This window comes from Virgibacillus halotolerans (genome assembly GCF_016908515.1).
GTDB classification, from domain to species: Bacteria; Bacillota; Bacilli; order Bacillales; family Amphibacillaceae; genus Virgibacillus_M; species Virgibacillus_M halotolerans.
In genome coordinates, this window is the sequence record NZ_JAFBEA010000009.1 from 16,161 (window position 1) to 36,003 (window position 19,843).

Annotated in this window: 15 protein-coding genes; 9 read left to right on the forward strand and 6 right to left on the reverse strand. The window is 40.7% G+C overall.

What is annotated here, in order from left to right:
- The first annotated feature begins 44 nt into the window (after window positions 1-44).
- Both JOC34_RS17265 and hutH read left to right on the forward strand, forming a co-directional pair.
- A complete protein-coding gene (locus tag JOC34_RS17265; RefSeq protein WP_205138034.1) occupies window positions 45-1,463 on the forward strand; it encodes an alanine/glycine:cation symporter family protein in 1,419 nt (472 codons plus the stop codon).
- A gap of 540 nt (window positions 1,464-2,003) precedes the next feature.
- Entirely contained in the window at window positions 2,004-3,533 is a 1,530-nt protein-coding gene (gene hutH / locus JOC34_RS17270; RefSeq protein ID WP_205138035.1) for a histidine ammonia-lyase, read from the forward strand.
- A gap of 104 nt (window positions 3,534-3,637) precedes the next feature.
- Here hutH and JOC34_RS17275 read toward each other — a convergent pair whose 3' ends face one another.
- Window positions 3,638-3,961, reverse strand: coding sequence for a winged helix-turn-helix transcriptional regulator (locus JOC34_RS17275; protein ID WP_275577715.1), 324 nt, complete (start codon window positions 3,959-3,961; stop codon window positions 3,638-3,640).
- 240 nt (window positions 3,962-4,201) lie between these two features.
- Here JOC34_RS17275 and JOC34_RS17280 point away from each other — a divergent pair, with 240 nt between their 5' ends.
- Entirely contained in the window at window positions 4,202-5,440 is a 1,239-nt protein-coding gene (locus tag JOC34_RS17280) for an aminopeptidase (RefSeq protein ID WP_205138036.1), read from the forward strand.
- A 56-nt stretch (window positions 5,441-5,496) separates the two neighbouring features.
- Here JOC34_RS17280 and recQ read toward each other — a convergent pair whose 3' ends face one another.
- Entirely contained in the window at window positions 5,497-7,641 is a 2,145-nt protein-coding gene (gene recQ / locus JOC34_RS17285; RefSeq protein WP_205138037.1) for a DNA helicase RecQ, read from the reverse strand.
- An 84-nt stretch (window positions 7,642-7,725) separates the two neighbouring features.
- Window positions 7,726-9,018, reverse strand: coding sequence for a branched-chain amino acid transport system II carrier protein (brnQ, locus tag JOC34_RS17290; protein WP_205138038.1), 1,293 nt, complete (start codon window positions 9,016-9,018; stop codon window positions 7,726-7,728).
- Window positions 9,019-9,300: 282 nt separating this feature from the next.
- On the opposite strand from brnQ, the gene JOC34_RS17295 reads away from it, so the two are divergent.
- Window positions 9,301-11,184: a cation:proton antiporter gene (locus tag JOC34_RS17295; RefSeq protein WP_205138039.1), complete on the forward strand. Its 1,884-nt coding sequence runs from the start codon at window positions 9,301-9,303 to the stop codon at window positions 11,182-11,184.
- A gap of 112 nt (window positions 11,185-11,296) precedes the next feature.
- On the opposite strand, the gene JOC34_RS17300 is transcribed toward JOC34_RS17295, so the two are convergent.
- Entirely contained in the window at window positions 11,297-11,479 is a 183-nt protein-coding gene (locus tag JOC34_RS17300) for an SE1832 family protein (protein WP_205138040.1), read from the reverse strand.
- Window positions 11,480-11,518: 39 nt separating this feature from the next.
- Window positions 11,519-12,601, reverse strand: coding sequence for an AI-2E family transporter (locus tag JOC34_RS17305; protein ID WP_205138041.1), 1,083 nt, complete (start codon window positions 12,599-12,601; stop codon window positions 11,519-11,521).
- Between the two features lie 187 nt (window positions 12,602-12,788).
- Here JOC34_RS17305 and JOC34_RS17310 point away from each other — a divergent pair, with 187 nt between their 5' ends.
- From JOC34_RS17310 to JOC34_RS17320, 3 genes are all read left to right on the forward strand, one after another.
- Entirely contained in the window at window positions 12,789-14,531 is a 1,743-nt protein-coding gene (locus JOC34_RS17310; RefSeq protein WP_205138042.1) for a phospho-sugar mutase, read from the forward strand.
- 675 nt (window positions 14,532-15,206) lie between these two features.
- On the forward strand, window positions 15,207-15,974 hold the full coding sequence (locus tag JOC34_RS17315) for a TerC family protein (RefSeq protein WP_205138043.1): 768 nt from the start codon (window positions 15,207-15,209) through the stop codon (window positions 15,972-15,974).
- Window positions 15,975-16,067: 93 nt separating this feature from the next.
- Window positions 16,068-16,427, forward strand: a complete 360-nt coding sequence (locus JOC34_RS17320; protein ID WP_205138044.1) for a DUF488 domain-containing protein — start codon at window positions 16,068-16,070, stop codon at window positions 16,425-16,427.
- 49 nt (window positions 16,428-16,476) lie between these two features.
- Here the strand turns inward: JOC34_RS17320 and JOC34_RS17325 are convergent, their stop codons facing one another.
- The gene (locus JOC34_RS17325) at window positions 16,477-17,478 is read right to left on the reverse strand and encodes a DUF4003 family protein (protein ID WP_205138045.1); all 1,002 of its coding nucleotides are present in this window, start codon (window positions 17,476-17,478) and stop codon (window positions 16,477-16,479) included.
- A gap of 154 nt (window positions 17,479-17,632) precedes the next feature.
- On the opposite strand from JOC34_RS17325, the gene JOC34_RS17330 reads away from it, so the two are divergent.
- Entirely contained in the window at window positions 17,633-18,073 is a 441-nt protein-coding gene (locus JOC34_RS17330; protein WP_205138046.1) for an OsmC family protein, read from the forward strand.
- A 336-nt stretch (window positions 18,074-18,409) separates the two neighbouring features.
- Window positions 18,410-19,804 (forward strand): L-cystine transporter, encoded by a 1,395-nt coding sequence (locus JOC34_RS17335; protein ID WP_205138047.1) that lies wholly within the window; start codon window positions 18,410-18,412, stop codon window positions 19,802-19,804.
- Window positions 19,805-19,843: the final 39 nt, after the last annotated feature.

Here is a 19,843-nt window from a genome sequence, read left to right on the forward strand (position 1 = left end):
ATAAAAAGGCATTCCGTTAAGAGAGGAAGACAGGAGCAATGAACATGTTAGGTATAGCAGAGAGTATAAGTGACTTTTTATATACGTATATTTTAATTATTGTCCTAGTTGGTTTAGGACTATGGTTTACGATCAAGACGGATTTTGTTCAGTTTAGAAACTTCCCGGAGATGTTTCGGGTTATCTTTGATAAAAGGGCTGTTAGTGCAAAAGGGAAAAAAGGAACATCCTCTTTTCAGGCTTTTGCTATTAGTGCTGCATCAAGAGTAGGGACTGGTAACTTAGCCGGTGTTGCTTCAGCAGTAGCACTTGGTGGTCCTGGTGCTGTATTTTGGATGTGGGTCATCGCGCTCTTGGGTGCAGCTTCAGGATTTGTGGAAAGTACGCTAGCCCAGGTCTATAAAGTACCGGAAAAAAATCAGTATCGTGGCGGTCCTGCTTATTATATGGAAAAGGGACTGAAGAAACGCTGGTTAGGAGTTGTGTTTGCTGTAACGATTACACTTACATACGGGCTCGTATTTAATTCGGTGCAGGCAAACACCATTAGTCTGGCGTTTGAAGGCCAATTTGGTATTAATACAAAATTAATCGCAGCATTTCTGGTTGTGTTAACAGCAGCAATTATATTCGGCGGTTTAAAAAGTATTGCCAATGTGACGCAAATTATTGTTCCAGTGATGGCTATTCTTTACATCTTTTTAGCACTTTTTGTACTCATTGCAAACATTGCTGATGTTCCGCAAATGATCTCATTTATATTTTCCAATGCATTTGGTTTTCGTGAAGTTGCTGGTGGTGGCTTCGGTGCAGCAATCATGATGGGGATTAAGCGTGGGCTCTTCTCCAATGAGGCTGGTATGGGTAGCGCCCCGAACGCTGCCGCAACTGCTGAGGTCACGCACCCTGCTAAACAAGGGTTAATTCAGGCCTTTGGGGTATTTTTCGATACGATTCTTATTTGTAGTGCGACAGCATTTATCGTCATCGCTGCAGGTGGGTATGAAGGCAGTGAAGCAGATGGTATCCAAATCACACAAAATGCATTTGCTTATCACATTGGTGATTGGGCTGGTATTTTTATTGCAGTAGCTATCTTCTTATTTGCATTCAGTTCTGTTTTAGGAAACTATTATTACGGAGAAAACAATATTGGTTATATCAAGGAAAGCAAAACCAGTCTACTGATTTATCGCTTAGCAGTATTGGCAATGGTAGTGTTTGGTTCAATTGCCAGCTTTGATTTCGTTTGGGCGTTGGCAGATATTACAATGGCTATCATGGCATTAATTAACTTGTACGCAATAACCAAGCTATTTAAAATTGCAAATCGAGTGTTGCAGGATTACCGGGAACAACGAAAAGCTGGAAAAGATCCCGTGTTTTACCGTGATATATTAGATAATCAGGATGGGATTGAATATTGGGGTCGAGAAGATCATGATTCCGATCAAGATGCTTAACTAAGAAAGCTGTTTTATAAAAGGTTGTTGCTTTTTGGGTCTCTTTATTTTACCGCTTCGGAAATACACTTCGCTTTCCGCGGGCTCGCAGGAAGTGGGGTTGGCTTCCAAGGAAGCTGAAGCGTTGCCCGCGGAAAGCGACTGCCAGTAGCGGAAATTAACATTCCAATGATGTCGAAGTTTATATCTATCACAATAAAGTATACGAAAAGGGTCAATTTGAAACACTGTTTTTCGCAGTTTGGCGGGCAGTAAAACCCCCACCTCCAAAATATAGGGAAACCGAAAATTTTAGGTGGGAGATAACTGCCCGTACAAGCCCGATTGTTTTTAACAGTGTTTTTTAGTTGCGTAATTAATAGAGAGCGCTTACAATTAATGTGCGAGGGAAACTGAATTGTCTGAGGTGTTTATATGATTCATCATAAAAGAAATATTTATATCATCTATACCAAATATGCAGGAGGCATGGTTTAAAACCATTGCCTCCTTTTCATTTGTCTGCTTTATTATGCTAAATCAATACTGTGGAGGTGCAATATGGTTATATTAACCGGCAAAGCATTAACACTGGACGAGGTGGAGCGCGTTGTCTGGAAGCAGGAGCAGGTTACATTATCAAGAGAAGCTGTTGCAAAAGTGCAAGCAAATCGAAATACAGTAGCGCATTTAATTGCCCAAAAGAGAACAATGTATGGAATCAATACAGGATTTGGCAAGTTCAGTGATGTCGTGATTGAAGATGCGGATTTGGATGACTTGCAGTTGAACCTGATTCATTCCCATGCCTGTGGAGTGGGTGAACCTTTTTCTGAAGTGATTAGCCGGACAATGCTTTTATTGCGTGCCAATGCGTTAATACAAGGCTACTCTGGCGTTCGCCCACAGTTAGTCAATCAATTAATTGAATTTGTCAATGCAGGAATTCATCCAGTCATTCCCCAGCAAGGTTCCCTGGGGGCAAGTGGTGACCTGGCTCCCCTCTCCCATTTGGCATTAGCCTTAATGGGGGAGGGAGAAGTTTTCTATCATGGGGAACGCCTACCAACGCTGGAAGTCTTAACTGAAATCAGCATAACGCCATTAACATTAAAAGCGAAAGAAGGATTGGCATTGATTAATGGTACGCAAGCAATGACTGCTGTTGGGGTTGTGACATATTTGGAAATGGAAAAGCTGCTCCATCAAAGTGAACTTACCGCAGCCATGACGGTGGAGGGCCTGCAAGGAATTATGGATGCTTTTGATCCAGATCTACACCGCATTCGCGGGCACCAGGAACAGATCGATGTGGCAGAAAGAATAGCTTACATTTTACATGACAGTGAGCTGACAACCAGACAGGGAGAAATTCGTGTACAAGATGCTTACTCATTAAGGTGTATCCCACAAGTGCTCGGTGCATGCTGGCAGTCTGTCTTATATGCGAAAGAAAAACTGGAAACAGAAATCAATGCGGTAACAGATAATCCGCTTATATTTTCTGAGGAAAACAAGGTAATTTCCGGTGGTAATTTTCACGGACAGCCAATTGCTTTTGCGATGGACTTTATCAAATTAGGGATTGCTGAAACGGCAAGTATTTCAGAACGACGAATTGAACGATTGGTTAATCCGCAGCTAAATGATCTACCTCCATTTTTAAGCCCGAATCCTGGTCTGGAATCTGGTGCGATGATCATGCAATATAGCGCAGCATCACTTGTATCAGAAAACAAGACACTGGCCCATCCAGCGAGTGTTGATTCTATTCCTTCATCGGCAAATCAGGAAGATCATGTCAGTATGGGAACGATCGCTGCAAGACATGCATTAAGCATGCTTACCAATACAAGGCGTGTGGTAGCAATTGAGTTGATTTGTGCCATGCAAGCTGTCGAATATCGCGGTCTAGAAGGTATGGCGACAGCTACAAAGGAATTTTACCAGCAGGCAAGAAGGATTGTACCACGGATCATAAAGGATCGTGTATTTTCGACAGATATTGAAAATATCTCCAATTGGTTGAAGGAAGCGAGGGAAAGCGATGTACGTCAAAATTTGACTAAAGGCGGGGTAACGCATGAATAAAATCAAGAATATGACAAGTAGGGTAGCGGCATATGTCATGCTACAGTTTATAAAAAAACAAAGAGCTGTTAACGTGTATAACAGCTCTTAAGGCAAAGTAACGCTTATTTAACTGATTCATTTAATTCAACATGACTGTCTGCCCAAACCTGTAACGCATTAATAACGGGTTCGAGTGCTTTGCCTTTATCGGATAATATATATTCGATACGAACCGGAAACTCCGAATAAACATTTCGGATAACAATTTCTTCCTTTTCGAGCATCTTTAAACGATCAGAGAGCAATCTTCCGCTAATAGGCAAATCGGCTTCCATTTCTGAAAAACGTTTTGTGCCTTGAAGCAGCTCAGATAAAATAAGCCCTACCCAGCGTTTACTAATAAGCTCCATCGCTTTTTCAAAACGGGGACATAAGTTATTCTCCATGATCATCACCCCAGTCTATTTAGATTAGCTTTCGGATTTAGTGATAACTTTCAGCTATTGTGATTACAAAAAGTAACCTAATACAATAGTAACACACTATGTTGCACCCGTAAACATGGATCAGCAGTCCCCTGTTTTTAAGGAAGAAGGTGATTTTTTCCAAATAGCAAATAATTTGGTAATTTGGGCATCTTTATGAAATAATAACGATAGATAAAAAATAAACTTGGAGGTAAGATGATGGCAGATCAACAAACACAGGAAAAGTATGCAGCATTGGCACTACGTACCGGAGTGAATTTGCAAAAGAACCAGGCATTAATGATCAATGCTCCAATTGAAGGAGCGGATTTCACGAAAATAGTTGTCCGTAAAGCTTATGAAATGGGGGCAAAAGACGTACATATTAACTGGGTTGATGATGAGTTAACTTTGTTAAAATATGAAAATGCGCCAGACGAAGTAATTGAAAACTATCCGGATTGGAAAGTGATGTTACATGATTCATATGCAGAGGATGGGGCAGCCGTATTGAGCATTCGTTCAACCAACCCGGATTTACTCCAGAATATTGATCCGACCAGAGTGGCTAAGGCAAACAAAGCATCTGCGCAAGCAATGTCTAATTTCCGGAAATATACGATGAATGATAAAATCGCCTGGTCGATTATCTCCATTCCGACTGGTGATTGGTCACAGAAAATTTTCCCGGAAAAATCACGTGAGGATGCGATTGCAAGTCTTTGGGAAGCTATTGTAAAAATTGTTCGTGTTGACCAGGATGATCCGATTGCAGCTTGGGATGCACATAACGAAACACTAAGGATAGCACGTGAAGTGTTAAATAAGAAAAACTATAAAAAGTTAGTATATAAAGCACCTGGAACGGACCTTGAAATAGAGCTGCCTGAAGGTCATATTTGGAAGGGCGGATCTGCAGAGAGTGAAGGCGGTGTTACCTTTAATCCGAATATGCCAACGGAAGAAGTATTTACGCTTCCACACAAATATGGTGTAAATGGAACAGTTTCCAGTACGAAGCCACTTAATTATGGCGGCAGCTTAATTGATAATTTTAGCTTAACTTTCAAGGACGGAAAGGCAGTTGACTTTAAAGCGGAACAAGGGGAAGAAATACTAAAACATTTGCTTGATGCAGATGAAGGTGCTCCTCGTTTAGGTGAAGTCGCACTTGTACCACATGAATCTCCGGTATCCCAATCGGGCTTAATTTTCTATAACACATTATTTGACGAAAATGCTTCCTGTCACATTGCATTAGGAAAAGCATACCCGACCAATCTGGAAGGCGGATCGGCAATGGATTCAGTGCAATTGGATAAACACGGTGTGAATGATAGCCTGATACACGTTGATTTCATGATCGGTTCCGAAAACCTCGATATCGACGGTGTCAAAGCAGATGGAACAACAGAAGCTGTATTCCGTAATGGAACATGGGCATTGAATATAAAATAACACATATGGGGACAGTCCCCCACTACGCTAAAGTGGTGGGGGACTGTCCCCAATGCTTACATCAATTCATTTTTAACCAAGACTGCTTTAATTTTTGTATAATCATAACCATCAGGTAGTGCTTCTTTTAAGGTTTTTAACCGCGGTTCATCAATCGTCTCGCGTGCTGCTAATACTTTGGCTTCTTCTTCCTCGTTAAAAAAGATTGGCCATGCGATCGGATGCCCGTCCTTGAATGCTTTGAAAATATGACTCTCAATTGTCTGTTTTGACATCTCACGAATCACTGCGATATCTTTCATGGACTTTCCTGATTGAAACATTTGGTAACTGATCAAATGACTTGGTCGGTCATCTGCTGTTTTCTTTCGCTTTGGTGTGGGAGAATCAGCAATTCGGATTTTTTCTTTTACATCGGGGTGCTCCCCGCGCCATGTTTTGATTACATGCAGAAAGTCTGCGCCAAATTGTTCATACTTCTTCTCACCGACGCCTTTAATGTCCAGCATATCATCCTTTGTAATCGGAATATAACGGCTTAATTCTTTTAATGTTGCATCAGAAAACAAGACGTAAGGTGGAACGTTTCTATCGTCAGCAAGTTGTTTACGCAAGGCTCGTAATGATGCGAATAGGTCTTCATGATAATCAGCTTCTTCACTGGTTGGAATAGGCGCCGTATACATCCAGACGGTCCGCTTTCCCTTTAGAACGTCCACAGAGTTTAGATTCAATTTTAAGGTTGGATATTTACCTTCCTCAGTAGCTAGTAACTGTTCTGCAATGAGAAAATGGATCCATTCAGTGAGCTCCTTTTCGGTATAGGCGGATAAAATACCGAATGTAGAGATCGCAGTTAAGTTAAACTGTCTGATCTTTTTATCCTTTGATCCTTTTAAAACCTTCGCAGTCATTCCAACACCATAACGCTCATCCATCCGCTTCACACAAGATAAGATCATTTGTGCTTCCTCGGTGATGTCCATTTTTTCCTGGCGATTGATACAATTACTGCAGCGACCACAATTGGCCGCGGTAGTCGTATCCTCGAAGTAATTCAAAATAAAAGCGGTTAAACAGCTATGGGTATGACAATAGTTAATCATTGCCTGCAGTTTCCGGTATTCACTTTGCTTTTTATCTTCGTCCTCGATGAGGGATTGTTCAATCAAAAACTTCTGTAATTGCACGTCTTGAGGTGAAAATAACAAAATACAGTCACTTTGTTCCCCATCACGGCCCGCACGACCAGCTTCCTGGTAATAGGATTCAATATTCATTGGCATCGCATAATGGATCACATAGCGCACGTTCGATTTATCTATTCCCATACCAAATGCATTGGTTGCGATCATGACCGCTTTTTCATCATGAATAAAAGCAGCTTGGGCTTGTATGCGTTCTTCCTCTGATAATCCAGCATGGTATTTGGCAACGGTAATCCCACGCTTGGAAAGTTGTTCATACAATCCGTCTGCCTGTTTTCGTGTTGCAGTATAAATAATGCCGGATTCATCTGGATGTTCATTTAAGAAGGATCGGATATACGTCGGCTTATCTTTTCCTTTCACAATATGGAACGATAAATTTTCTCGTTCAAAACCAGTGTTGATAACGTGATCGTTGTTAATATTTAATAATGCTTTGATATCTGAAATTACTTCAGCCGTTGCGGTAGCGGTCAACGCAACAAAAACAGGGATATTCGATAACCTTTTCAAATTGGGTACAATGGAACGATAGCTCGGTCTGAAATCATGTCCCCATTGTGAGATACAATGGGCCTCATCGAAAGCAACCAATGATAGTGGAATCGATTTAATGGTATTGACAAATAACCCGGATTCAAATCGCTCTGGCGCAACATAGACGAATTTATATCTGCGGGCTTTGATATCGCGCAAGCGGGCTTGTTGTTCACCTGCTGGCAACGAACTATTAATATATGTAGCAGCAATTCCTAAGGCGTTTAATGCGTCCACCTGATCCTTCATTAGCGATATTAACGGAGAGATAATAATTGCTGTTCCTTCCATGGACATGCCAGGGATCTGGTAGCATAGTGACTTACCGCCACCAGTTGGCATGACAGCAAGTGTATTGTTTAAATGGATGACATGATCGATTGTTTCTTTTTGCCCGGGGCGAAACGTCTCGTAGCCAAAATAGGTTTGTAGGATTTTTTCTTCTTTTACAAGCATATGGATCCTCCTCTTACTAGACATAGCTTAACATATATTTTCACGAAAAGTGAGAGAGGACTTTAAAAACGAGCTGAATATGAATCAGCTCGTTTTTAAAGTTTTATTCATAAATAGCAATCCAATTAATCCACCAATGATAGCTGGTATCAGCCACCCCAATCCAATCGAGAAGAACGGCAACTTTTCCATGAATGGTGTGATTGTTGGAAGCGTGAAGCCAAATTCTACCAGCCCATCGTACAGGCTGACGATGGCTGTGAATGCAATAGCTCCAATATAAACAGAAGAAGCTTCGCGAAAGAGCTTGTTCATAAATGTAAGCAGAATCAGTACAATGGTGATCGGATAAATAAATACAAGTACAGGAACCGAGTAACTAATAATCGTATCAAGTCCCTGATTTGAGATGATATAACTTGCCAGTGTGACAATGATGATCACCCAATTATAGGATAAATTCGTAATTCGATTAAAGAATTGACCTGCAGCAACAACCAGTCCGACCGAGGTGGTAAAGCATGCGAGTGTAACGATGGCGCCTAAGAGTAATGCCCCAAAGCTGCCGAATATCGTATCAGCAGCAACAGATAAAATTTCTCCACCATTTGTAAATGGGCCCTGTCCCGCCATTTTTGCCCCGATCCAACCGATGGAAACATAGACTGCAATTAAGGCAATTCCTGTAATGACTCCTGCTTTTAATGTTGCTTTGACCAGTCCTTCCTTTGTCCGAATGCCGCGTTCTTTAAAAGCATTCACAACAATAATTCCGAATGCAAGTGCCGCGATTGCATCCATTGTCAAGTATCCTTCAACGAACCCAGTGAAAAAAGGAGAACTCGCATATTTATCAATCGGTGCTTGTAAGGGCTGATCTAATAATAAGAATCCACCAATAGCTAAAGCGACAATCGCCAGTAATAAAATCGGTGTCAAATATTGACCGATTTGATCGACCATTTTTGATGGGTTTAGACTAAAAATAAATACGAGTACAAAGAAAATGGTTGTAAAAACAAATAATGGTAGACTGGAGGAGCCCCCTGTAAAAGGCTCCACACTCATTTCGTATGCAACAGTAGCTGCGCGCGGGATCCCGAAAAATGGACCAATCGCAAGATATACAACCGAAGTAAATACTAATCCGAATATAGGATGGACGTGGTCGGCTAACTCCCGCGCGTCATTTTTTACAAAAGAAATGACTGTTACTGCCAGGATCGGTAATCCCACGCCAGTAATAACAAATCCGATAATTGCGGACCAATAAGAGGTTCCGCTATCAATACCTAATGTAGGTGGATAAATTAAGTTTCCTGCACCGAAAAACAATGCAAAAAGCATGAACCCGATAATAAAGGTATCTTTTTTCATGATTGATGAACCTCCTTGATGATGTTTAGAATGATATTTTCATGGAAAACTGTTTTATCTGAAAATATAGGTAATTGAGATAGCAAAATAGACCATTTAATTGCAAACATAGCATAGCGTAACAACTGCTATATAGGTTGTCAATGCATTTTTTGGATAATTAATAACAAATGCGTGGCAATTCACTATAATGAGAAGAAACTTAAATGATTAAAATGGTTTACATTCTTCGGTTTCCCAATTAGAATGTCTTTATATTTATTGAGAATAGGGAGGGATGATATGGGTACTACACTATTATTCGAAATTACATTAATAGGTCTTTTGGGGATTGGGTCTCAATGGATAGCATGGCGCTTTCGTATGCCAGCAATTGTTGTGATGTCCATTACAGGGCTGCTTGCTGGTCCGATTTTTGGCTTCATGAACCCGGAAGTAGATTTCGGTGACCTATACGGTCCAATTATTTCTGTAGCGGTTGCCATCATTTTATTTGAAGGTAGTTTGAATTTAAGTTTTAAAGAACTTAAAGGACTTGGTAAACCTGTATTTCGAATTGCTACGGTTGGTGCCTTTATCGCATGGATACTAGGCTCATTGACCGCACACTATATAGCCGGCCTTTCCTGGGCAGTAGCATTTGTCATTGGCGGATTGTTTATCGTAACTGGTCCGACTGTGATCATGCCATTGCTCCGTCAATCAAAATTAAAACCGCGCCCAGCTAAAATATTGAAATGGGAAGGAATCATTGTCGATCCCATTGGCGCCCTATTAGCGGTGTTTGCGTTTGAAATAATTGCTTATTTTACATCAACCAATCCAGATGAAACAGCATTGCTGTTGTTCTTTGCTGCATCTGTTTTTGCCGCGATCTTTGGTTGGGCTTGTGGTCGGGGAATAGGTTGGATGTTTGAGGTTGGGCACATCCCGGAATTCCTGAAATCACCTGCAGTATTTATTGTTGTTATTTTCTGTTTTACCGGCGCAGACTTAATTATGCACGAAACAGGGCTATTATCTGTAACAGCAATGGGAATTACATTGGCAAATATGGGGATTAGCTCCATCTCGGATATGCGCCATTTTAAAGAAAACCTTTCCGTGTTGCTAATATCCGCTATTTTTATTATGCTGACAGCTTCATTGAAAATAGAAACATTGCTTCAGATATTTAGTCCGAATATTATTGGTTATGTACTGCTAATGATGTTCATTGTCAGACCACTGTCCATATTTATTTCAACCATTGGCACGCGCTTAACCTTTAATGAAAAGGCGCTGGTGGGTTGGATTGCACCAAGAGGAATTGTTGCTTTAACGGTATCCAGCTATTTTGCTTCCATATTAAAGGATGCGGGATACGAGGATGCAAATATTTTAACAACTTTAACATTTGGTTTGGTATTTTTCACTGTTATTGCCCATGGATTTTCAATTGGACCGTTAGCGAAAAAGCTTAACTTGTCATTAGAAGGCAAGCCAGGAACATTGATTGTGGGCAGTAATCCATTTACGGTAGAATTAGCGAAATCACTACAGAAACTTAAAATACCTGTTATTATTGTCGATTCATCGTGGGAGAGATTGCGTAAAACGCGTGAAGCAGGTATCCCGTTTTACCGTGGTGATATGATTTCAGAGCAGACGGAGTATGTATTAGATACAATTCCATATGAATATTTCATTGCTTTGACCGACGATCATTCTTATAATGCACTGATTTGTACAACATTTATGCCTGAATATGGCAGAACCAATGTGTTTAAAGTAAGTCCGTTTAATCAAATTGACCGCAATTCCACAGATATCGTATCGAAAGTTGGCGGGAGAATCTTATTTGATAAGAAGTTTTCGATGGACGAATTAAATGATAAGCTTTATGCTGGCTATGTTTTCAGGCAAACAACATTGACCGCGCAATATAATTATAAGCAATATGTTCATGATAAAGATAACTCAACGGTATTCTTATATTTAATTACACCGACAGGAAAGCTTAAATTTTATTCAGAAGAAATGAAAACAGCACCTGCCATTGGCGACACGATTGTAAGTTTAACACCACCAAGTAAAGAAAAAGAAAAAATACAAAAGAAATTAAACAATCAACGTAGCAATGGACAGGAAAAGGGTGAATCTTCTCGTACAGCACCGACAAGCTAAAGCAAGGAATACCATGACGGTAAGGATTTCTTGCTTAAGATTCCGAGGTACTAGGCGCTGACCTAGACAGAAAAACGTGAAGCCCTCATGGGAGCTTCACGTTTTTTAAGTTTTATTCATCAATTTCATCCAACTGGCGATTGACTGCCGCAATTTCTTCTTCTAAACGAATTAATTGTCCTTCAGCAGAGGAAACCCTTCCTTTTACATACTCCAATTTATCCATGTCGCTTTGGATACGGACATAATCTGATTTCAATTCCACTAACTTCGCCTGTAGTTCTTGTTTCTCCATCAGTAATCACCTCAATTTCCAGTTTAGCCGAATTTTTCTTTATATTAAAGCATCCTCTTTATTTTCCTTTGACTTTTCATACGTTTGATAGAAATGAACGATAATGGTTTTGATAACTGCATAGAATGGGACGGCAAACAGTATACCAATGAACCCTGCAATACTACCAGCAGCTAGAATAACTGTAATGACGGTTAACGGATGCAGGTCTAAGGATTTCCCCATCACAGCAGGTGAAAGCACGTTGCTTTCTACTTGCTGGACAATCAGCGTGATGATAGCAACCCAAAGAATCATGATTGGATCCTGGAACGCACCGACAATCAATGCAGGGGTAACGGCAATAAACGGACCAAGAAAAGGAATAACATTCATGAGCATGGCGAACAATGCCAGGGTTAATGAATAGTTTAGTCCAATAATGAGATAACTGATAAACAGCAAAATCCCAAGTATAAAACTAACCATCATTTGCCCCTGAATATAGGAAGTTAATGTTTCATCCATTTTGCTTAACAGGCTGTGAATATTTGCTGCCTTTTTCTTGGAGAAGATACGTGTAATGAACGGAATGAATTTTTCTCCGTCCTTGAGCATAAAGAACAGGAAGAACGGAACCAGTATGATTGATGTAATAAAGCCAATCAGCTGGCCGACAACTCCAAATAAATAGTTCAAGATATTTTCTGCGTACCCTTGCAGATTATCTGTGAAGTTGTTGATCGCATCGTCGAGTTGTTCCGGGATAGCGATTTGACTGGATTGCACATCTACAATGATATCTTGCGCCCAATGGATCATTTTAGGCATGTTACCAATGAGGTTGTTAAATTGATACTGGGCAATTGGTCCAACGTATCTCACGATAAAAAACGCGAAAAGCAGCAAGACGATAAATACTAATAGAACGGAAAATAACCGGTTTATTTTACATTTCTCAAATAAGTGCATCAACGGTTTTGTTAAGTAATAGAGTATTCCTGCACCGATGAACGGGACAATAACTGCGCCCAAGTATTTTACTAAAGGGTCGAAAATAAAGTTCGTTGCAGCAATTAACAAGATTAATAGAAAGACAAGAATAAAAAACACCAATATTTGAAACCATCGTTTATTAAACAAACACACCCACTACTTTCAATATCATATTATTTAATATTCATTTTACCTGCTAATGTTTAGAATGGAAAGGGTTTTTCCCTATTCTACTTATTATAACCTTAAATGAAATCGTTTAGTCTAAGATATAGAATCTTCAATAAGAGTATGCTAGAATTTGATCATACAAAGATGATGGGGGATGGCTGTAATGAGTAGCTGGAAAAAAGTCTACCACAAGTGGAATTCATTTCAAAATCTGGAAACCTCACTGAAAGAAGATCTGGATAAAATAAAAGATAATGAACAGTTGCTGGAAGATGCTTTCTATCAAGAATTAACTTTTGGTACTGGCGGGATGAGAGGGATATTAGGACCAGGTATTAACCGCATGAACGTTTATACGGTGCGGAAAGCGGTTAATGGGCTGGCAAACTATTTACTAGCGAACAGAACAAATGTAAAAGACCGTGGCGTTGTTGTGGCATATGATTCAAGGTACATGTCACCTGAATTTTCTATAGAAGTAGCAAAAGTGCTCGGTTCGTACGGAATCAAAACACATGTATTTGAATCACTTCGTCCGACACCAGTTCTTTCATTTGCGGTTCGCCATTTAGGAACAGCAGCAGGGATTATGATTACGGCAAGCCACAATCCACCAGAATATAATGGGTTTAAAGTTTATAATGAAGACGGTGGGCAGATCACGCCGGCAGAAGCGGCTGAAATTATTACAGCGATCCAGCAAACAGAAGATGAATTATTAGTTCCGATTATAGAGAAGGAAGCGTTGGAAGAAGATAATTTATTGCACTGGATTGGAATTGATGTTGACAATGCCTATTTAAAGCGGCTAAAACAAATAACGAGAATGGATAGAGCGCTTCAACAGGAGGACAAGGATTTAAGTATTGTGTTTACCCCCTTACATGGTACGGCTTTGGATCTTGTGTTGGAGGGGCTGAATCAATTACATTTTACCAATGTCCATGTCGTTGCTGAACAAGCCAAACCAGATCCGGAGTTTTCAACGGTGGCATCGCCAAATCCGGAAGAGCACCAAGCATTTACAATGGCAATAGAACTCGGGAAACAGTCAGATGCAGATATACTACTTGGTACGGATCCGGATGCAGATCGTTTGGGGGTAGCTGTCAAGGATAAGGCAGGGGAATATCAAGTTTTAACTGGAAATCAGTTAGGTGCATTGTTACTCGATTATATTCTTTCCCACAGTGATCCAGCATCATTTAAAAATGCATGCATGATTAAAACGGTCGTCACGACAGAACTCGGTCGTGCTATTGCGGATTCCTACAAGGTAAAAACGATCGATACATTAACAGGATTTAAATTTATTGGCGAAAAGATAAAAGAATTTGAGAAAACAGGAGAAAACTTTATCTTTGGCTTTGAAGAAAGCTATGGTTATTTAATCAGTAGCTTTGCAAGAGATAAAGATGCTGTACAGGCTGCCGTGATGGCTACTGAAATGGCCCATTATTGGAAGAACAAGGGTAAAACATTACTGGAAGCACTTGATGTACTATATGAAAAGCATGGATTTTATCTGGAAGGCATGTCTGCTTTAACCCTAAAAGGAAAAGAAGGGTCAGAACAAATAGCAGCCATTATGGCTGGGATTCGTGAACAACCACTAACAACGATCGCGGGTTTGAAGGTTGAAAAGATAGAAGATTATTCATCGGGTGTACGTACCTTCATTGGGGATGGGAATAAACAAGAAACGATTCATCTGCCTAACGAAAACATGATGAAATTTATTTTAGAAAAAGACAGCTGGGTTTGTCTACGCCCTTCCGGAACAGAGCCCAAAATTAAATGTTATTACGGTGTACGTGGAGACAGCGGTCAAGATAGCGAAGTGACTTTAGCGCAGTTAAAGGAAACCATGGAAGGTCATATGGAGAAAATAATTTCCTCCTATTAATGCGTAACTATTGGTATACGTGAATCAGAATTCAAAGTTTTCAGCGCTCACGGCCCGAGGTCCGGCGCTCACGCTTCGGGGTTCATCGCCCGTGTCCCGAGGTCCGGCGCTCACGCTTCGAAGTTCATCGCCCGCGTTCCAAGTTCCGGCACTCAAGCTTGAGGGTTCAGCGCTCGCGGCCCAAGTTCCGGCGCTCACGCTCCGGGGTTCAGCGTCCGTCCCAAGGTCCGGCGCTCACGCTCAAATGTTCATCGCCCGCGTCCCAAGTTCCAGCGCTCACGCACGAATGTTCATCGCCCACGTTCCAAGTTCCGGCGCCCACGCTCCGGGGTCCAGCGTCCGCCCCGAGTTCCGGCGCTCACGCTTGAGGGTTCAGCGCCCACGGTCCAAGTTTCAGCGCTCACGAACCAATGTTCAGCGAAATAACAGGTAATAATCCTACAAGCCTAGAAAGTTTCATTTGACATTTTCTGTTTAAAACGTTTTAATGAAAGTAGAATATATTCCTAAAGGGGAGTAGCTGTACAATGGAAGTCGTCAATACGAGATAATATCTCCGGCTTCATTGGCAACGTACGTGTTGTTAGCGAGACCTTTACCACTAACAGGTAAAGGTCCCTTTTTTTATGGTCTTACCTGTTGGTAGGACCATTTTTATTTAGAAGGAGAGCTAACATGGATGCTTCATTATTAATTGAGTACTTATGGGTTTTAGTTGTTTTGATCGGTTTGGAGGGATTGCTGGCAGCAGATAATGCGCTAGTATTAGCGATTATGGTGAAACACCTGCCGGAAAAACAACGAAAAAGAGCCTTGTTTTATGGACTGGGAGGAGCGTTTATTCTACGCTTTGGTTCCCTATTTATGATTTCGTTTCTTGTCGACTTATGGGAAGTACAGGCAATCGGAGCAGCCTACTTATTATTTATTTCGATTAAAAATCTTTATGACAGAATAAAACATAAAGAACCAGAACACCCAAAGGAACCACAAGAAGCCAGTGGCAGTGGTTTTTGGATGACCGTTCTCAAAGTGGAATTTGCAGATTTAGCATTTGCTGTCGATTCGATTCTAGCAGCAGTTGCATTGGCAGTTGCGTTGCCAGCAACAGGTTTAGGACAGATTGGTAGCCTAGATACTGGGCAGTTTCTTGTCATCTTCGCTGGGGGAATGATTGGTTTAATTATTATGCGTTTTGCGGCCAATATCTTCGTCGATTTACTTAATAAACGTCCGAGCCTTGAAATTGCGGCGTTTTTAATCGTAGGTTGGGTTGGGGTGAAATTAGCAATCCTCACGCTCGCACATGAGGATGTTGGTATTATTCCATACGCATTCCCACATTCGACGTTGTGGAAGGCGACTTTCTATGTTGTGTTAATCGGTATCGCAGTAATCGGCTGGATCGTCTCCGGCAGAAAACTGAAACACGAAAATGAATAATTAAAAAGCAATCATCGCTCGGTAGGGCGCTGATTGCTTATTTTTTTTACTAACGGGTAAAGATAATAATAGAATCACAAAGGAGGAGTAAAAATGCCAGTGAAAGTAAAAAGGGTTTATGAGGATGCAGCGGATAATGATGGTGTTCGCGTGCTTGTTGACCGTGTATGGCCGCGGGGCATGTCAAAAGAGGAGGCACGGCTTGACCATTGGATGAAAGAGGTTGGCCCATCCAACGATTTGCGCAAATGGTTTGGTCATGATCCAGATAAATTTAATGATTTTAAGAAAAAATATAAGGAAGAGTTGAAAAGTGGAGATCAAGAGAAAGAACTGGAGGAATTAAAAAAGTTAACCAAGCAACATAATAAAAAACTCACCCTATTATATGGTGCAAAGGATGAGAAGGACAACCAGGCGAACGTGCTAAAGGAAATATTAGATCAGCAGTAGGTGTGTTTGAAAAAGCGCTGGCGCAAATTAGCCCCAGCGCACTGCCGGGCTAATTACTACTGTTATTGGAAGAAGCTGCAGCGGCTGTTGTACTGGCGATCGTTGCATACATCACTGCCTGCTGTGCTTGGATAATCGTTTCCATCGTGGTGTATATGCTTGTTTCCGATAGCTTCGAATTATTTAATCGACCACTTACATAAAAATTAATAGCCATAATAAGATTCATATCTTTTTGCCATTTGAAATGTTTTTCCTTATTAAGTTGTTCGTATATATCTGTAATTGCAGTCATATTAACTTCACCTGGAGGAAGCAATGTAAGCATCCCCATCACCGGGTAATACAGTGATTTGGCCTTGATTTTATAAGAAGCGAATGTATCGTGCATTTGTATCGCCTGACTGACCAACGTATTAACATTTTCTTGATTATTTAATGAAAGAACATGACTAAGAAATTGTAGGTCATTTCCTTTTCGAAACCCTTCCTGATTTAAACGATCATAAAATAATTCTGTACGTGCAATTAGATCATCGACTGGTTCATCTGCTTGCGCAAGTAATGTCACTAACGGATAGTCTCCTTTGTTTGTTAAAAAGGCATGTTCTTTTTTCATTCGTTGATAAAGTTTCATTGCCTTATTTATAACCGCTGTGTTATCAGTGGCTGACTGTTCATTTGTCAACAGTACGGACGCAGCAATGTACGTAAACGAACCGCGCTGGAACTTTGCCTTTACAAACTGATTATATAAATCAAGCAACTGCTCAATCTGATGGATCGGTTGCTCGAAGTTTACATCCAGCATGCCAGCAGTTGTGAATCCTTGATAGGATCGGAGTACGGAGAACATACCGGCTTGTTTTTTAATAGCGGCTACAATGTCCAGAAAGTTGCCCGCATGAAAATCCCTCTGATTCACTACATATAAGGAAGCAATCATCATGTTTACGCGGTTGTCAGGTACCTTCCATTTTAAAATATCCCTTAGTTGTTTATGAATTTCGATATATTTTGTCGTTTTTTCCTGTAAGCTGTTTGAACTCATCTTAATCCCGCCCCATCCACATATTACTTCATATACATACGTAAGAGCTGATAAAAGGTTTCATCTTTAGGGGATTTAACATGCAATGTTAAAAAGTAATCCTATTTTTTGTCAAAAAATAGCGTTACGTTAAAATAGAGGGTGAGGTGATTACATGGCAAACCATCATTTTCATTTAAAAGCGGACTGGGCTGGTGGCAGAAATAGTGAAGGCTATATTGAAGCGGGGAATTTGCAGACGAAGATCTCTATCCCGCCCGAAATGGACGGACCGGGAGTTGGCACAAATCCGGATGAAATGTTATTAGGAGCGGCAGCAACCTGCTATCTCATTACACTTGCAGCAATGATTGAACGTGCGGCATTACCATTAAAGGAAATATCCCTTGAATCAGAAGGCATCGTGGATGTAACGAAGGGCGTCATAACATACAAGAAAATCATCCATAAACCAGTAGTAGCACTAGATGCAAATGCAACGGATAAAGAACATCAAAAGTTGGAAAAACTAGTCGAAAAGGCAGAAAAGAGTTGTATGATCTCCCGTGCATTGCAAGGAAATGTTGAAATTGGATTACAAGCACAGCTCTCATAATAAGATGGCACATGGTTTTTACTAGACCATGTGCTTTCTTATTGCAGATTAATGGGCGTAGATCCCCCTTAAAATGACGGACAATCGAAAAGCATTGTCGCAACATCTGGGGCTGCGCTATCGCCCGCCCCATCGAAAACCTTTGCACTAGCACGTCCTGTGCGTCGAAAACTCTCCCTGAATGAAGTTTCACTTTATGAAAATCATTTTCTTGACACTTTTCTTAAATCATTGTATCGTATTCAAAGTCATACTAATTTTATCGGATTTGTACATCTTGCATATGATATATGTAAAGTACTTAGATACAGGTATTAGAAAATGGGGGGAAAGGGAATGAATTTATTCTTTATCATTATTAATATAGTGATTTTATTAGCGCTCATCGGATTGCTTATCTGGATGCAGAAAAAGCATTTCTCGTTTACGAAGCGCGTTTTTACTGGTTTGGGATTAGGTATTGTCCTTGGTGCTGTATTGCAGGCTATATATGGAGCAGATTCAGAAGTTCTAACCGGAACAACAGAATGGTTTAGTATTGTTGGGAATGGATATATTCAACTGTTAATGATGATCGTAATCCCTTTAGTTATGGTATCCATTATTCAGTCGATTATTAACTTGGAAAAAACATCTCAATTGGGAAAAATGTCTGCCTGGATTATTGGTATTCTGATTACTACCACAATGGTTGCGGCGCTCATTGGGATTGGAACGGCGACATTATTTGATCTAAGTGCGGATCAAATTGACATGGGTCAAGATGAAATGGATAGAGGTTCTGAACTTGAATCCACATTAGGTGAAGTAGAAGAACAATCAACTCCTGAGCGAATATTGAGCTTCATTCCATCGAATATCTTTATGGATATGACAGGTGAACGTCCTACATCCGTTATTGCCGTTGTTATATTTTCTATGCTTGTTGGAATAGCGGTTCTCGGATTGCGCCGGAAAAATCCGGAGCAAGCAGAAGTATTTACAAAGATAGTAAATTCCTTTTATGCGGTCGTTATGCGAATCGTAACTTTAATCTTACGACTTACACCGTTTGGTATTTTAGCGTTAATGGCAAATACCGTTGCGAGTACGAATATCGCAGGGATTTTGCAACTGGGTAAATTTGTGATCGCATCCTATGTAGCCATCTTGCTCATGTTCATCGTTCATATGGTGCTCGTAGGGGTATTTGGTTTAAACCCATTATCCTTTATCAGAAAGGCGCTACCAGTACTGCTCTTTGCTTTCACATCACGTTCAAGTGCAGGTGCGATTCCATTAAATATCCAGACACAGAAAAACTCACTCGGTGTTGATCAAGGGATTGCCAACATGTCCGCTTCATTCGGTGCAACGATGGGGCAAAACGGTTGTGCAGGTATTTATCCGGCGATGCTGGCAGTCATGATCGCACCAACCGTGGGCATTGATCCACTCTCTTTCGGCTTTATTGTACAATTGGTGCTCATTATTGGCGTCAGCTCCTTTGGAATTGCTGGTGTCGGTGGCGGAGCAACTTTCGCAGCATTGATTGTGCTATCATCGATGAATATGCCAGTTGCCTTAGCAGGTATTTTAATATCTGTCGAAGCGCTGATCGATATGGGACGTACAGCCTTAAATGTAAATGGAAGTATGGTTTCTGGAACACTCACATCACGTATCTTAAAGAACTTTAATATAGAAAAATTCAATGATAAAGAAGCAGTAGAGAAAAAAACTGCATTGTAAAAAATAGCCGCTCCTGCTGGGAGCGGCTATTTTTTCGGA

What these genes read in the sequence shown, in the direction of transcription:
- JOC34_RS17275 (WP_275577715.1), bottom strand. Translation starts at nt 3,961, where the DNA reads ATGGAGAATAACTTATGTCCCCGTTTTGAAAAAGCGATGGAGCTTATT.
- JOC34_RS17320 (WP_205138044.1), top strand. Translation starts at nt 16,068, where the DNA reads ATGCCAGTGAAAGTAAAAAGGGTTTATGAGGATGCAGCGGATAATGAT.
- JOC34_RS17315 (WP_205138043.1), top strand. Translation starts at nt 15,207, where the DNA reads ATGGATGCTTCATTATTAATTGAGTACTTATGGGTTTTAGTTGTTTTG.
- JOC34_RS17280 (WP_205138036.1), top strand. Translation starts at nt 4,202, where the DNA reads ATGGCAGATCAACAAACACAGGAAAAGTATGCAGCATTGGCACTACGT.
- JOC34_RS17310 (WP_205138042.1), top strand. Translation starts at nt 12,789, where the DNA reads ATGAGTAGCTGGAAAAAAGTCTACCACAAGTGGAATTCATTTCAAAAT.
- JOC34_RS17265 (WP_205138034.1), top strand. Translation starts at nt 45, where the DNA reads ATGTTAGGTATAGCAGAGAGTATAAGTGACTTTTTATATACGTATATT.
- hutH (WP_205138035.1), top strand. Translation starts at nt 2,004, where the DNA reads ATGGTTATATTAACCGGCAAAGCATTAACACTGGACGAGGTGGAGCGC.
- recQ (WP_205138037.1), bottom strand. Translation starts at nt 7,641, where the DNA reads ATGCTTGTAAAAGAAGAAAAAATCCTACAAACCTATTTTGGCTACGAG.
- JOC34_RS17300 (WP_205138040.1), bottom strand. Translation starts at nt 11,479, where the DNA reads ATGGAGAAACAAGAACTACAGGCGAAGTTAGTGGAATTGAAATCAGAT.
- JOC34_RS17335 (WP_205138047.1), top strand. Translation starts at nt 18,410, where the DNA reads ATGAATTTATTCTTTATCATTATTAATATAGTGATTTTATTAGCGCTC.
- JOC34_RS17330 (WP_205138046.1), top strand. Translation starts at nt 17,633, where the DNA reads ATGGCAAACCATCATTTTCATTTAAAAGCGGACTGGGCTGGTGGCAGA.
- brnQ (WP_205138038.1), bottom strand. Translation starts at nt 9,018, where the DNA reads ATGAAAAAAGATACCTTTATTATCGGGTTCATGCTTTTTGCATTGTTT.
- JOC34_RS17295 (WP_205138039.1), top strand. Translation starts at nt 9,301, where the DNA reads ATGGGTACTACACTATTATTCGAAATTACATTAATAGGTCTTTTGGGG.
- JOC34_RS17325 (WP_205138045.1), bottom strand. Translation starts at nt 17,478, where the DNA reads ATGAGTTCAAACAGCTTACAGGAAAAAACGACAAAATATATCGAAATT.